The organism is Stenotrophomonas sp. NPDC047960 (genome assembly GCF_043204395.1).
Lineage (GTDB): Bacteria > Pseudomonadota > Gammaproteobacteria > Xanthomonadales > Xanthomonadaceae > Stenotrophomonas.
Genome location: NZ_JBIDBX010000005.1, coordinates 93,484 through 107,029, shown reverse-complemented (window position 1 = coordinate 107,029; position 13,546 = coordinate 93,484). Strand labels below are relative to the sequence as shown.

10 protein-coding genes and 2 tRNA genes are annotated in these 13,546 nt (G+C 65.5%); 11 read left to right on the top strand and 1 reads right to left on the bottom strand.

Annotated features, from left to right (window positions below):
* Nucleotides 1-95 precede the first annotated feature (95 nt).
* From ACGFZ3_RS12325 to ACGFZ3_RS12275, 11 genes are all read left to right on the top strand, one after another.
* The gene (locus ACGFZ3_RS12325; protein ID WP_392921306.1) at nucleotides 96-1,685 is read left to right on the top strand and encodes a cytochrome ubiquinol oxidase subunit I; all 1,590 of its coding nucleotides are present in this window, start codon (nucleotides 96-98) and stop codon (nucleotides 1,683-1,685) included.
* 15 nt (nucleotides 1,686-1,700) lie between these two features.
* Entirely contained in the window at nucleotides 1,701-2,855 is a 1,155-nt protein-coding gene (gene cydB / locus ACGFZ3_RS12320; RefSeq protein WP_392921304.1) for a cytochrome d ubiquinol oxidase subunit II, read from the top strand.
* A 78-nt stretch (nucleotides 2,856-2,933) separates the two neighbouring features.
* Entirely contained in the window at nucleotides 2,934-3,047 is a 114-nt protein-coding gene (cydX, locus tag ACGFZ3_RS12315) for a cytochrome bd-I oxidase subunit CydX (RefSeq protein WP_392921301.1), read from the top strand.
* 78 nt (nucleotides 3,048-3,125) lie between these two features.
* Nucleotides 3,126-3,202 (top strand) — tRNA-Pro (locus tag ACGFZ3_RS12310).
* Between the two features lie 138 nt (nucleotides 3,203-3,340).
* Nucleotides 3,341-3,417, top strand: a tRNA-Pro gene (locus tag ACGFZ3_RS12305).
* Between the two features lie 169 nt (nucleotides 3,418-3,586).
* On the top strand, nucleotides 3,587-4,798 hold the full coding sequence (locus ACGFZ3_RS12300; protein WP_392921298.1) for a CynX/NimT family MFS transporter: 1,212 nt from the start codon (nucleotides 3,587-3,589) through the stop codon (nucleotides 4,796-4,798).
* 359 nt (nucleotides 4,799-5,157) lie between these two features.
* Complete coding sequence (pgaA, locus tag ACGFZ3_RS12295; RefSeq protein WP_392921296.1) at nucleotides 5,158-7,194, top strand: poly-beta-1,6 N-acetyl-D-glucosamine export porin PgaA; 2,037 nt, start codon at nucleotides 5,158-5,160, stop codon at nucleotides 7,192-7,194.
* Nucleotides 7,195-7,204: 10 nt separating this feature from the next.
* Complete coding sequence (gene pgaB, locus ACGFZ3_RS12290) at nucleotides 7,205-9,097, top strand: poly-beta-1,6-N-acetyl-D-glucosamine N-deacetylase PgaB (RefSeq protein ID WP_392921293.1); 1,893 nt, start codon at nucleotides 7,205-7,207, stop codon at nucleotides 9,095-9,097.
* A 7-nt stretch (nucleotides 9,098-9,104) separates the two neighbouring features.
* Nucleotides 9,105-10,352 (top strand): poly-beta-1,6-N-acetyl-D-glucosamine synthase, encoded by a 1,248-nt coding sequence (pgaC, locus tag ACGFZ3_RS12285; protein WP_392921290.1) that lies wholly within the window; start codon nucleotides 9,105-9,107, stop codon nucleotides 10,350-10,352.
* The gene (gene pgaD / locus ACGFZ3_RS12280) at nucleotides 10,349-10,828 is read left to right on the top strand and encodes a poly-beta-1,6-N-acetyl-D-glucosamine biosynthesis protein PgaD (protein WP_392921288.1); all 480 of its coding nucleotides are present in this window, start codon (nucleotides 10,349-10,351) and stop codon (nucleotides 10,826-10,828) included. Before pgaC ends, pgaD begins: the two co-directional genes overlap by 4 nt.
* Before the next feature lie 121 nt (nucleotides 10,829-10,949).
* Entirely contained in the window at nucleotides 10,950-12,233 is a 1,284-nt protein-coding gene (locus ACGFZ3_RS12275) for an OmpA family protein (RefSeq protein ID WP_392921285.1), read from the top strand.
* A gap of 61 nt (nucleotides 12,234-12,294) precedes the next feature.
* Here the strand turns inward: ACGFZ3_RS12275 and ACGFZ3_RS12270 are convergent, their stop codons facing one another.
* Nucleotides 12,295-13,542 carry a glutamate-5-semialdehyde dehydrogenase gene (locus ACGFZ3_RS12270; RefSeq protein ID WP_392921282.1) on the bottom strand — a complete coding sequence of 416 codons (1,248 nt, stop codon included), beginning with the start codon at nucleotides 13,540-13,542 and terminating at the stop codon, nucleotides 12,295-12,297.
* Nucleotides 13,543-13,546: the final 4 nt, after the last annotated feature.

Sequence of the window (13,546 nt, the reverse complement as noted above, 5' to 3'; positions counted from 1 at the left end):
ATCAAGGCTGTTTGAAGTTGCTGGTCACAGAATTCATCCCGTAGACCCCTTCCCGCCACCTGATACGGCAAAACCCCCAACGAGGTAGCCAGGCCATGATCGATTCGACAGTCGTAGAACTGTCGCGGCTGCAATTCGCTTTGACCGCGATGTACCACTTCCTTTTCGTCCCTCTCACGCTTGGCCTGTCGTTCCTGGTGGCCATCATGGAAAGCGTGTACGTCATGACCCGCAAGCCGGTCTGGCGCCAGATGACCCTGTTCTGGGGCACGCTGTTCGGCATCAACTTCGCCATCGGCGTGGCCACCGGCCTGGTGATGGAGTTCCAGTTCGGCATGAACTGGTCCTACTACAGCCATTACGTGGGCGATATCTTCGGCGCGCCGCTGGCCATTGAAGGGCTGATGGCGTTCTTCCTGGAAGCCACGCTGGTGGGCCTGTTCTTCTTCGGCTGGAAGCGGCTGAGCCCGGTCAAGCACCTGGCGGTGACCTGGTTCATGGCGCTGGGCACCAACCTGTCGGCGGTGTGGATCCTGATCGCCAACGGCTGGATGCAGAACCCCACCGGCGCGGTGTTCAACCCGGACACGATGCGCATGGAGGTGGTGGATTTCGCCGCCGTGCTGTTCAACCCGGTGGCGCAGGCCAAGTTCGTGCATACGGTCAGCGCGGGCTACGTGACCGGCGCGATCTTCGTGATGGGCATCAGCGCGTTCTACCTGCTGCGCGACAAGCACAAGGACATGGCGCGCCGTTCGTTCGCGGTGGCAGCGGCCTTCGGCCTGCTGTCGTCGCTGTCGGTGGTGGTGCTGGGTGACGAAAGCGGCTATGCCGCCAGCGAACACCAGAAGATGAAGCTGGCCGCGATCGAGGCGATGTGGGAAACCGAACGTGCCCCGGCCGATTTCACCGCGTTCGGCATTCCCAACCAGCAGACCCAGCAGAACGATTTCGCCATCAAGATTCCGTACCTGATGGGCCTGATCGCCACGCGTTCGTTCAACCAGCCCATTCCGGGCATCCTGGAACTGGTGGAACGCGCCGAGCACCGCATCAAGGGCGGGCAGCTGGCGTACGGGGCGCTGGAGCGCGTGCGCAAGGACAAGAACGATGTCGAGGCGCGCGAGATGTTCGACCGCCACTGGCAGGATCTGGGCCATGGCCTGCTGCTCAAGCGTTACCGCGATGACATCCTCAACGCCACCCCGGAGGAAATCTCCAAGGCGGCGATGGATACCGTGCCGCGCGTTGCGCCGCTGTTCTGGACGTTCCGCATCATGGCCGGGCTGGGCTTCTACCTGATCGCGTTCTTTGCGGTGGCCTTCTACTTCTCCTGCCGCAACACCTTCCACGAGAAGCGCTGGTTCCTGCGGTTGGCGGTGTGGTCGATCCCGGCGCCGTGGATCGCGATCGAATGTGGCTGGTTCGTGGCCGAATACGGTCGCCAGCCGTGGGCGGTGGATGGCGTACTGCCCACCTTCTATGCCGCCTCCGGTCTGGCCCTGCATGAGATCCTGACCACGCTGGCGGTGTTCACGCTGACCTATACGGTGCTGCTGGTCATCGAGGTGAAGCTGATGCTCAAGACGATCCGCACCGGCCCGGCCGACATCCTTCCGTCGCTGCAGCCTTCGCGCACCCCGCTTCCCCACCATGCCGCCGCGCCGGCCCCCGGCCAGGCATAAGGCAGGAGAACCCAGATGGATATTCTTGGACTTGATTACACCACGCTGCGCGTGATCTGGTGGCTGCTGCTCGGCATCCTGCTGGTCGGCTGGGCGGTGATGGACGGTTTCGACCTGGGCGTGGGCACCCTGCTCCCGTTCGTGGCCAGAACCGATGAGGAGCGGCGCACGGTGATCAACACCGTAGGCCCGGTGTGGGAAGGCAACCAGGTATGGCTGGTGCTGGGCGGCGGCGCGATCTTCGCCGCCTGGCCGCCGCTGTATGCGGTGAGCTTCTCCGGCTTCTATCTGGCCATCTTCGCCATGCTGTTCGGGCTGATCCTGCGACCGGTCGGCTTCAAGTACCGCAGCAAGATGCCCAGCAAGCGCTGGCGCGACACGTGGGACTGGGTGCTGTTCGCAGGTGGGCTGCTGCCGGCGCTGATTGCCAGCGTGGCGGTGGGCAACGTGCTGCTGGGCGTGCCGTACCACTTCGATGACAGCATGCGCATCTTCTACACCGGTTCGTTCTTCGGCCTGCTCACCCCGTTCGCGCTGCTGGCCGGACTGGTGGGCGTGGCGATGATGGTGTCGCACGGAGCGGCCATGCTGGTGCTCAAGACCGACGGCCCGGTGGCCGAACGTTCGGCGCGTTACGGCAGCATTGCCGCACTGGTCAGCTTCGTGCTGTTCGCTGCAGGCGGTGCCTGGGTGGCCTTTGGCCTGCCGGGTTATGAGATCACCTCGCAGGTAGTCACCGACGGCCCGACCAACCCGCTGTTGAAGACCGCTGCGGTGGGCACGGCCGCCGGTGGCTGGCTGCGCAACTACAGCAGCATGCCGCTGACCCTGGTGTTCCCGCTGCTGGGCCTGGCCGGTGCATTGGCCAGCGCCGTGCTGCTGCGGGCCCGCCGCGGCATGGCCGCGTTCCTGGCCTCGGGCGCGTCGATTGCCGGCATCATCCTCACCGTAGGCTTTGCGATCTTCCCGTTCCTGTTGCCGTCGTCCAGCCAGCCCAGCGGCAGCCTGACGGTGTGGGATGCGTCCTCCAGCCAGCTCACGCTGTTCATCATGCTGGTGGCCACGGTGATCTTCCTGCCGATCATCATCGCCTACACCAGCTGGGTCTACCGGGTGATGAAGGGCAAGACTACGGCCGAAGACATGGCCGACAACCCGAACGCATATTGATACGGTCGTACCGACCAACGGTCGGTACATTGAACGGTAGGTACCGACCGTTGGTCGGTACACATTGGGAGAAAACACATGTGGTATTTCGCCTGGATCCTCGGCACCGGCCTGGCCTCGGCCGCCGCCATCCTCAATGGCATGTGGTTCGAAGCGCGTGAGGCTGGCGCGGCCGACCGCAACGCGCGGTAGGAACCGACCATTGGTCGGTTCTCCTCGTAAAAAAAGGTTGCCGATAATCCCTTCACACCGTATCCTTGTCGGCTCCTTCGGGGTGTAGCTCAGTCTGGTAGAGCGCTACGTTCGGGACGTAGAGGTCGCAGGTTCGAATCCTGTCTCCCCGACCACTCCGGTGGTCGCATTGAAGCGTGGAAACACGATTTCCAGGCTTTTTTGTCAAGGTCGTGGCGACACGGCATCCGAAGGTGAACGAACGGTCCCCCTTGCCGCCGAAGGGTGGGATCGATACAATAGGCGGCTCCTTACGGGGTGTAGCTCAGTCTGGTAGAGCGCTACGTTCGGGACGTAGAGGTCGCAGGTTCGAATCCTGTCTCCCCGACCATACAAGTGGTCACATTGAAGCCTGGAAGACATCTGTCCTCCGGGCTTTTTTGTATTTGTCGTCCGGAAACAGCCACGCAGGGCGTGGCTCTACCGCGCGTACAATGCGGCAGCGCCCGCACTCCGCTACACCCCCACACGCGCCGCGCCACCTGCAAGAGATTCCTGCCATGACCCCTGCCGCCCCCCATTCCACGTCCCTGCTGCGCGGACGCGTGCTGGCATTTTCCGCCATCCTGCTGGCCGCGCTGAACCTGCGTACGGCGGTGACCTCGGTCACCCCGCTGCTGGACCAGCTGGGCCAGACCTTCGGCTTCGGTACCACCATGACCGGCGTGCTGGGCATGCTGCCCACCGCCTCGTTCGCGCTGTTCGGGGTGACCACGCCGATGGTGGCCCGGCGCATCGGGCTGGAACGCACCGCCCTGCTGGCGATGGCGCTGGCGGCGGTGGGCCTGCTGCTGCGTTCGATGGCCGGTGGCGTGGGCAGCCTGCTGTTCGGCTCGGTGGTGGCGCTGGCCGGCATGGGCATCGGCAACGTGGTGGTGCCGCCGCTGGTGAAGCGCTACTTCGCCAACCGGGTGGGCACGGTGAGCACGCTTTATATAACGGTGCTGCAGCTGGGCACCATGGTGCCAGCGCTGCTGGCCGTGCCGCTGGCCGAACAGGCCGGCTGGCGGGTGTCGCTGGGCATCTGGGCGATCTTCGCCGTGGCCGCTGCCCTGCCCTGGATCGCGCTGGCGCGCCGCCGCCCGCACCCGGACCCGCTGGACACCGCCGCCGACCCGGCCGCGCAGCCGCACGGCAAGGTCTGGCGTACCCCGCTGGCCTGGGGCATGGCGCTGATGTTCGGCATGACCTCGCTGATGACCTATTCGATGTTCACCTGGCTGCCGCGCATCGTGGTGGAAGCCGGTGCCACGCCGCGCTTTGGCGGGATCATGGTGGCGATCTTCGCGGCGCTGGGCCTGCTGCCGTCGTTGACGATGCCGGCGCTGGCGGTGCGGTTGCGCAACCCGTTCCCGTTGGTGGTTGTCGGTTTCAGCGCGTTTTTGATTGCGTTTGCCGGCTTGTTGTTTGCGCCGATGAAGGCCCCGTGGCTGTGGGCGGTGTTGCTGGGGATCGGACCGTCGACGTTCCCGCTGGCGCTGACGCTGATCAACCTGCGCACGCGCACGCCGGCCGGTTCGGCGGCGTTGTCGGGTTTCATGCAGGGTGTGGGCTATGCCTTCAGCTGCCTGGGGCCGTTCCTGTTCGGCTGGCTGCATGCGATCAGCGGAGCGTGGTACCTGCCGTTCGGGTTCCTGCTGGTGTGTGCGCTGGTGTTGTTGTGCGCCTCCTGGGTGGCGTGCAAGCCGCAGAAGCTGGAAGACGTGTGGTGACGGATTGCATGATTTCGTCACCTGCGTCACATACCGTGCGCATGTTGTGACGTAGCGTGTCAGCTACTGACCCGCATTGCGAAGCGGTCGGTGGGTTCGGTCCCGGTGCGCTACCCACTATCGGGGCCGATGAACGGTTTCAGGGTGTGCAGACCCCGGAACAACGCCGTGGCGGCGGCCGGATGGTCATTTAAATCAATAAGTTGAAGTATTGAGCGCGTCTGTTTCCACAGCTGCGGAGGCCGCCTTGCGTCTTAACAATTTGTCAACAAACGCCGTTTCGGGCACGATTGGCATGTGATGTGCGTCACATTTAACGCACAAACAGATTCTTTTGAAGGGATGCTCCCGGGGGTTCCATGTACAACCATCGGCCGCTGGCGCTGTGCGTCGGCCTGGCATGCGCCACGCTTTGTTTGACGGTTCCAGCTGCTTCTGCGGCGACGTCGCGGGCTGACCATCTGGCGGAGATCAGCGCCTACCGCGATAAGGCGCAGTGGCTGGACGCGCTTGCCGCGATCGAACGCGCCCAGGCGGACGTGCCCAACGATGACCTGCTTTATCGCCTGCAGGTGCTGACGCTGTCGGACATCGGCAACGCGCACCTGGCATGGCAGCGCTACCAAGCGCGCCCGGAGCTGTTCGATGAGGCGCAGAAGCAGCGCTTTGAAGCCAATTACCTGGCCAAGCGGGTCGGCTGGAGCCTGGCCTATGGCGCCAGCGAAGACACCCGTCTGGACGAGGCCGAAGCCGCGCTGGCGCAGATGGACCGCTATCTGCAGCGGGATGGCCTCACGGTGCAGACCGCCCCGCTGCGGATCCGTTTCGACCGGCTGATCCTGCTCAACCGGCTGGGCCGCCACGAACAGGTACGCACCGAATACCGCGCGCTGCTCGCCGAAGGCCACCAGGTGCCCAACTACCTGATGGCCCCGGTCGGCGATTCGCTGATGGCCAGCCAGCACCCGGAAGAAGCCATTCCCGTTCTGGAAGCCGCACTCAAGGCCGACCCGGGCCGTTCCGAGGTGCATTCGGAACTGGCCTACGCACACCTGGAAAGCGAGCGCGCCGGCGCCGCCATCGACGTGCTCACCCAGTGGCAGAAGCAGGAGCCGGCCTGGCGCTGGGCAAACGGTGCGCGCGCGCCGTACGCCAACTGGCCAAGGTACGAAGCCGACCTCAACCTGGCCATGATCCGCGCCTACAGCGGCGACCTGCCCACCGCGCAGCGGGATCTGGAAAAGATGGTGGAACTGGCGCCGGCCAACGGCGGCACCCAGTCGTCGCTGGGCAACATCTACATGATGCGCGGCTGGCCGCGGCGGGCACTGGAACGCTATGGCATGGCCAATACGCTGGACCCGCGCGATGTGTCGGCGCGCCTGGGCCAGTACGACGCTTACGTGCAACTGCAGCGCGACGACCTGGCACGACCGATCCACGATTCGCTGCTGGAGCGTTACCCCAACCAGCCCTCGGTGCAGCGCATGGACCGCAGCTGGAAGGCCCACCGTGGCTGGCAACTGCATGCGTATGCCGAAGGCGGTCGGAGCGAAGGCGGCGGTGGCACCTCGCCGCTGGGCAACGACGATGGCCGCTATGGGCTGGAACTGCAATCGCCGGTGATCGACGACCGCTGGCGCCTGGTGACCTTCGCCGACCGCCGCAGCGTGGATTTCCAGGACCAGACCATCCGCCCGCTGTGGGTCGGGTTGGGCACGCGGTACCGCTTTGGTCGCGCCGATGCGGAACTGTTCGTCAACCGCGCCAACGACCACATCGGCGATACCGGTCTGAGCGCCGGGTTCGGCTGGCAGTTCAACGACACCTGGCACGCCGGCATCACGGCGGCACGCAACGCCGCCGATGCCTCGCTGCAGGCGCGCATCTCCGGCATTACCGCCGACAGCGTGGCCGTGGCGGTGGATTACCGCCGCAATGAGCTCACCCACTGGAGCGCCGGTGCCAGCCAGTTCCGCTACGACGATGGCAACCGCCGCGACACGCTCAGCACCAGCATCGAACAGCGCCTGCTGACCCGCCCCACCCTGTTGCTGGATGGCCTGGGCAGCCTGTATGCCAGCCGCGGCAGCCGCGATGACGTGCCCTACTTCAACCCGTCCGAAGACCGTTCGGCGGAGATCGGCCTGCGCGTGGACCAGCAGCTGTGGCGCCACTACGAGCGGCACTTCCGCCACCGCCTGACGGTGTCGCTGGGCAACTACTGGCAGCAGGGCTTCGGCAGCGCACTGGTGCCGTCGGCCGAGTATCGCCACGAGTGGCAGCTGGCCGATGGCCGCATCTTCGAATACGGCATCAGCTGGTCGCGGCCGGTCTACGACGGCAACCGTGAACGACATATCGGCCTCGATGCCGGCCTGCGCTGGGGACAATGAGATGCGACACATGGACTTGAAGCGCTTCACTTCCTGGCTGCTGCTGGCCCTGCTGGCGGTCTGCGCCAACGTGCAGGCCCTGGCACCGCCCGAGCCTGACTCGGCCGACAACGGGCTGCTGGTCCTGAGCTACCACGACATCCGCGATGACGTGGCGATCAAGGGCGACCCCGATGCGTACGCGGTCAGCACGCAGAATTTCGCCGCGCACCTGGACTGGTTGTCCGCGCACGGCTACCACCCGGTGTCGCTGTCGCAGCTGATCACGGCCTCGCAGGGCGGTGCACCGCTGCCGCCCAAGCCGGTGCTGCTGACCTTCGATGACGGCCTGCGCAGCGTGTACACCAAGGTGTTCCCCCTGCTGCGCGCATACAACTATCCGGCGCTGGTGGCGGTGATCACCGATTACGTGGACATGCCGGCCGAGCGCAAGATCGACTATGGCTACCGCCCGTTCACCCGCGACGACTTCCTGACCTGGGAACAGCTGCGCGAAATGAACCGCAGCGGCCTGATCGAACTGGCCAGCCACACCGACAACCTGCACCATGGCGTGCAGTCCAACCCGCAGGGCAATTCGACCCCGGCGGTGATCACCCGCACCTACGACCCGGCCACGCAGAAGTACGAAACCGCCGCGCAGTACGAGGCACGGATCCGCGCCGACCTTGGCCTGAGCGTGAAGCGCATCCAGGACAACGTGGGCGTGAGCCCGAAGGCGATCGTGTGGCCGTACGCGGCCTACAACGCGCTGAGCAACCGGATCGCCGAAGACCTGGGCATGCCGGTGTCGTTCGACCTGGAAGGCCGCAGCACGCCGGTCACCCGCGACCTGCACGGGCTGGCGCGCCTGCTGGTGACCGGCAACCCGGCGGTGACCCAGCTGGCCTATGAACTGCGCCGCGACGTCGAACGCGATGGCGTGCGCGCCCTGCAGATCGACCTGGATGCGGTGTACGACGCAAACCCGGCGCAGCAGGCGAAGAACCTGGACGCGCTGATCGACCGGGTCAAGAAGATCGGCCCGACCCATGTGTTCCTGCAGGCCTTCGCCGATCCGGACGGCAACGGCTCGGCCGACGCGCTGTACTTCCCCAACCGGCACCTGCCGATGCGCGCGGACCTGTTCAACCGCGTCGCCTGGCAGCTCAAGACCCGCGCCGGGGTGAAGGTGTATGCGTGGCTGCCGGTGCTCGGCTATGAGCTGAAGGACCCGGGCATCCGCAAGGCACTGGCGATCGAGAGCCCGGAAAGCGATGGCATCTTCCGGCTCGATTTCACCCGCCCGAAGGTGCGTCAGATCATTGGTGACATCTACGAAGACCTGGCCATCAACTCGTATTTCGAGGGCCTGCTGTTCCACGACGATGCCTACCTGCGCGATACCGAACTGGCCAACCTGCCGCAGGAAGGCGACGACGGCGCGCGCACCCAGGCGCTGATCGATTTCACCCTGGAGCTGCGCAACGCCGCGCAGCGCTGGCGGCCGAAGCTGGCCACGGTGCGCAACCTGTACGCGCAGCCGGTGCTGCAGCCGCAGAGCGCCAGCTGGTTCGCCCAGCGCCTGGACCTGTTCAACAAGGCCTACGACCACACCGCGCTGATGGCGATGCCGTGGATGGAAGGCAGCCGCGACCCGCAGAAGTGGCTGGACCGGCTGGTGCAGGCCGTGCGCGAGCACGACCCGCAGCTGTCGCAGACGATGTTCGAGCTGCAGACGGTGGACTGGCGCACGCAGACGCCGATTTCCGGCACCGTGCTGCGCGCCCAGATCCGTCGCCTGCAGGCCCAGGGCGTGCGCCATTTCGCCTGGTACCCGGACGACTTCATTGCCGGTAAGCCGTCCACCTATGATGCGCGCGCGGCGATGTCGGCACGCACCTTCCCTTACGAGGAAAAGTGAGGCCGCCATGCATCCGTTCCTCTATCTGCTGTTCCAGTTCGCCTTCTTCTACCCGATGGTGATGGCGTTCTTCTGGATGTCCGGGGGACTGTATTACTTCTTCCGCCGCGAACGCAGGTCGCGCCTGCGAGACGATCCGCCGCCGATGGAGCACTACCCGTTCGCGTCGATCCTGATTCCGTGCCACAACGAGGCCGACAACCTGGCCGACACCCTGGGCGCTGCACTGGCACAGAAGTACCCGGATTTCGAGGTGATCGCCATCAACGATGGCAGCCGCGACGATACCGGGGCGCGGCTGGACGCGATGGCGGCCCAGCACCCGCGCCTGCGCGTGGTGCACCTGGACCGCAACCTGGGCAAGGCCAACGCACTGCGCATGGGCGCGCTGGCGGCACGTTCGGAATACCTGGCGTGCATCGATGGCGATGCGATGCTGGAAGAGCATGCCACGCATTGGATGGTGTGGCACCTCACGTCCGGCCCGCGCGTGGGCGCGGTGACCGGCAACCCGCGCATCCGCAACCGCTCCACGCTGCTGGGCCGGCTGCAGGTGGCCGAGTTCTCTTCCATCATCGGCATGATCAAGCGCGCCCAGCGCGTGTACGGGCGGATCTTCACCATTTCCGGTGTGATTGCCGGCTTCCGCCGCACCGCGCTGCACCGCATCGGTTACTGGGCCGATGACATGATCACCGAAGACATCGACATCAGCTGGCGCCTGCAGCTCGACCATTGGGACATCCGTTATGAGCCCAACGCGCTGTGTTTCATCCTGATGCCCGAGACGCTCAAGGGGCTGTGGCGGCAGCGCCTGCGCTGGGCCCAGGGCGGCGTGGAGGTGCTGCTGCGGCACGGCCGTTCGCTGTTCGACTGGCGCAAGCGGCGCATGTGGGGGGTATTGCTGGAGTATGTGTTCAGCGTGCTGTGGGCCTACACGATGCTGGCCATCATCGTGCTGTGGGTGCTGGGCAGGTTGATGCCGTTGCCGCAGGACCTGTACATCGCCTCGCTGCTGCCGCAGTGGCATGGCGTGATCCTGGCACTGGTGTGCCTGCTGCAGTTCGCCAGCAGCCTGATCATCGATCGTCGTTATGAAACGCATATTGGCCGCAATTACTTCTGGGTGATCTGGTACCCGATGGCGTACTGGCTCATCAGCCTGTTCACGACCCTGGTGGCCCTGCCCAAGACGCTGCTCAAGCGTCGTGGCAAGCGGGCGATCTGGGTCAGTCCTGATCGGGGAATACGATGAACACCGCCAAGCAAAGCCGCCGCTACGATTCGCGCCTGATCCGGAAATCGCGCCAGCAGCCGCGGCTGCAGCGCACCGCGTGGGGGTTCGTGACCATTGCCTTCTGGGCCTTCTACTTCTACCTGTGGGCGCCGTTGATCACCGCCATTTCCTGGCTGCTGGGTGGCCGGCTTGCGTTCGTGCAGCTGTACGAATACAAGCAGTCGGTGGACCCGTTCATCGTGATCGCGCTGCCGGTGATGCTGGTGTGCTGTTCGGTACTGCTGATCGCATGGGCCGAGTACAACCGCATCCGCTTTGCGGGCAAGGACCGGCGCAACCCGCGCGCGGACGTGTCGCTTGAAGAGATCGCGCACAACCTCGGCGCCAGCCCGGCGCTGGCCGCGCAGCTGGCCAACGGCAAGGCGGTGACGCTGCACATGGATGACCATGCGAGGCCGATAGGCCTGACTGACCAGCGCATCCAGATCAGATGATGCGTAGCGCCACGCGCCGCGTGGCTGCCCGGGATGTGTAGAACCCTTCACATCCCTGACCCGGCCGAGGCGTACGCTCCGCCTCGGAGACATCCCGCACTTCACTGTGAGGGGATACATCATGTCGTCTATCGAGACTTTGGTCACTGAAGTGGCCCGGGCTACCGGCCTTGGACCGAACGCCCGGAAATTCATCGGTGTCGTAATCGAGTACATCTTCAAGCAGCCCGGCGGCCTGGCCGGCCTGGCCGACCGGTTCTCCGCTGCCGGACTCGGCGATATCTTCACCTCCTGGTTGTCAGGCCAACCCAACATGCGGTCGGTCGATGCAGGACAGATCCGCAGCGCGCTGGGCGGACAGAGCATCGAGGACATTGCCAGCAAAGCCGGGGTGTCTCCCAGCGTGGCCCCTACGCTGCTGGCAACCGCGCTGCCGCCGATCATCCGTGCGGTGACCTCCGGCGGGGTGATGCCCACCGCGCTTCCGGCGGCGTTTACGGGCCTGTTGAGTGAGAAGGGAAAGAAGACGTCACCCTACCGGAGCTGGCGCTGGCTGTTGCCCCTGCTGGCATTGCTTGCCCTCGCCTGGTGCGGGTGGCATTCCCGCAACGTGGCCAAGGCGCCCCCGGTTGCCACCCCGTCCGCGAACGTCGCCGCGGTATCGAAGGAACCCACCTTGTCGTTCAAGAACACCGACGGCAAGGTCACCTTGAACGGAACGCTGGGCACGGTCGCCGACAAGGCGAAGCTGTTGGGCGACGCCGTCGCTGCCTACGGCCAGGACCATGTCAGCGCCGACATCAAGGTGGATACCGGGGTGAAGCAGCCCAGCTGGCTGAAGAGCGTATCGGTGCTGTTTCCCGCGCTCAGACAGAGCGGGCTGCAGTTCGCGCTGAACGGTGATTCGCTCAAACTGGATACCAGCAAACTACCGGAACCCGAGCGGGTGGCGGTCAGCCAGCTGTTCCAGAAGGAGCTGGGCAATCTGGAGGTGGAGGGCCTGTTCGACAAAGGCGCCGCGGCACTGGGTGCGCTACCGCCAGGGTTCAGCAGTGAAGACCTGACCCAGGCATTGAACCAGACCACGATCACCTTTGAAACCGGGTCAGCGGTGATTACGCGCAGCAGTGAGTCGATCCTGGATGGTGCGGCAAAAGCGATCCAGGCGGCGCCGGCAGGGCTGCGGGTGGAGGTGGAGGGACACACCGACAACCAGGGCAACGCCGAGACCAACCAGAAGCTGAGCGAAGAACGTGCACGTTCGGTCGTGGCGGCGCTGGAAGCCCGGAATGTACCGGCGGACCGGTTGCTGGCACGTGGGTTCGGCGCAAACCGACCGGTGGGCGACAACAGCACCGAGGAAGGCCGCGCGGCGAACCGGCGGATTGCCTATAGGGCGTTGTAACGACCAATGGTCGTTACCTGCAGAGTGCGGAGCCACGCGGGGCGTGGCTCCGCACCCGCCGTCATGGCGCGCGGGTCTGGCCGGTCCCTTGGACCACGAAGCGTTCTACGGTGAGTGCTTCCAGGCCCATCGGGCCATACGCGTGCAGACGCGTGGTGGAGATGCCGATCTCCGCGCCCAGGCCGAGCTCACCGCCATCGGAGAAGCGGGACGAGGCATTGACCATCACCACTGCGGCGCGCAGCGCGCTGATGAAACGCTGGGCGGCGGACGCGTCTTCGGTGGCGATGACTTCGGTGTGGTCCGAGCTGTACTGCTGGATGTGGGACAACGCCTGTTCGAGGTCTTCAACGACGCGCACGGCGATGATCAGGTCGAGGTACTCGGCCGCAAAATCGTCATCGGTGGCCAGCACGGCCTGCGGCAGCCACTGCCGGGCGCGGGCGTCAGCGCGCACCTCCACGCCGCGTTCGCGCAATGCGGCTTCAGCCTGCGGCAGGAACGTAGCGGCGACATCGGCGTGGACCAGCAGGGTTTCCAGTGAATTGCAGGCCGAGGGGCGGCTGCATTTGCCATCCACCAGCAGCGCCAGCGCGGTGCCCAGGTCGGCGGCGCTGTCCACATACAGGTGGCACACGCCCTTGTAGTGCTTGATCACCGGCACGCGGGCATGTTCGGCCACGAAACGGATCAGCCCCTCGCCGCCGCGCGGGATGGCCAGGTCGACCACGTCGTTGAGCTGCAGCAGGGTGAGCATCGTTTCGCGACGCAGGTCTTCGACCAGGGTCAGCGCGGCATCGGGCACACCGGCCACGCACAGGGCGCGCTTGAGCGAGCCGGCGATGGCGGTGTTGGAATGGATGGCTTCGGAGCCGCCGCGCAGGATCACCCCGTTGCCGGCCTTGATGCACAGTGCTGCGGCATCGGCGGTGACATTCGGGCGCGCTTCGTAGATCATCGCGATCACGCCAAGTGGAACGCGGACCTTCTGCACGCGGATGCCGTTGGGGCGGATGTCGTCGCGGGTGATGCTGCCGACCGGATCGGGTAGTGCGGCCACTTCACGCAGGGCAGCGCTGATGCCGGACAGGCGCGATGGGTTGAGCGCGAGGCGGTCGAGCATCGCGCTGCCGGTGCCTTTGGCTTCGGCGGCGGCGAGGTCAAGCACGTTGGCGGCGAGGATGGCGTCGGCGTCAGCGTCCAGTGCGTCGGCCATGGCATTGAGCAGCGCAGCCTTTGCCTCGGAGGAAAGCTGCGCCAGCACCTGGGCGGCGGCGCGGCATTTCTGGGCTTGTTCGCGGATGTTCATCTGC

Excerpts from the sequence above, each read along its gene's own strand:
- pgaC (WP_392921290.1), top strand. The coding sequence starts at position 9,105 with ATGCATCCGTTCCTCTATCTGCTGTTCCAGTTCGCCTTCTTCTACCCG.
- ACGFZ3_RS12270 (WP_392921282.1), bottom strand. The coding sequence starts at position 13,542 with ATGAACATCCGCGAACAAGCCCAGAAATGCCGCGCCGCCGCCCAGGTG.
- ACGFZ3_RS12325 (WP_392921306.1), top strand. The coding sequence starts at position 96 with ATGATCGATTCGACAGTCGTAGAACTGTCGCGGCTGCAATTCGCTTTG.
- ACGFZ3_RS12300 (WP_392921298.1), top strand. The coding sequence starts at position 3,587 with ATGACCCCTGCCGCCCCCCATTCCACGTCCCTGCTGCGCGGACGCGTG.
- pgaB (WP_392921293.1), top strand. The coding sequence starts at position 7,205 with ATGGACTTGAAGCGCTTCACTTCCTGGCTGCTGCTGGCCCTGCTGGCG.
- pgaD (WP_392921288.1), top strand. The coding sequence starts at position 10,349 with ATGAACACCGCCAAGCAAAGCCGCCGCTACGATTCGCGCCTGATCCGG.
- cydB (WP_392921304.1), top strand. The coding sequence starts at position 1,701 with ATGGATATTCTTGGACTTGATTACACCACGCTGCGCGTGATCTGGTGG.
- cydX (WP_392921301.1), top strand. The coding sequence starts at position 2,934 with ATGTGGTATTTCGCCTGGATCCTCGGCACCGGCCTGGCCTCGGCCGCC.
- pgaA (WP_392921296.1), top strand. The coding sequence starts at position 5,158 with ATGTACAACCATCGGCCGCTGGCGCTGTGCGTCGGCCTGGCATGCGCC.
- ACGFZ3_RS12275 (WP_392921285.1), top strand. The coding sequence starts at position 10,950 with ATGTCGTCTATCGAGACTTTGGTCACTGAAGTGGCCCGGGCTACCGGC.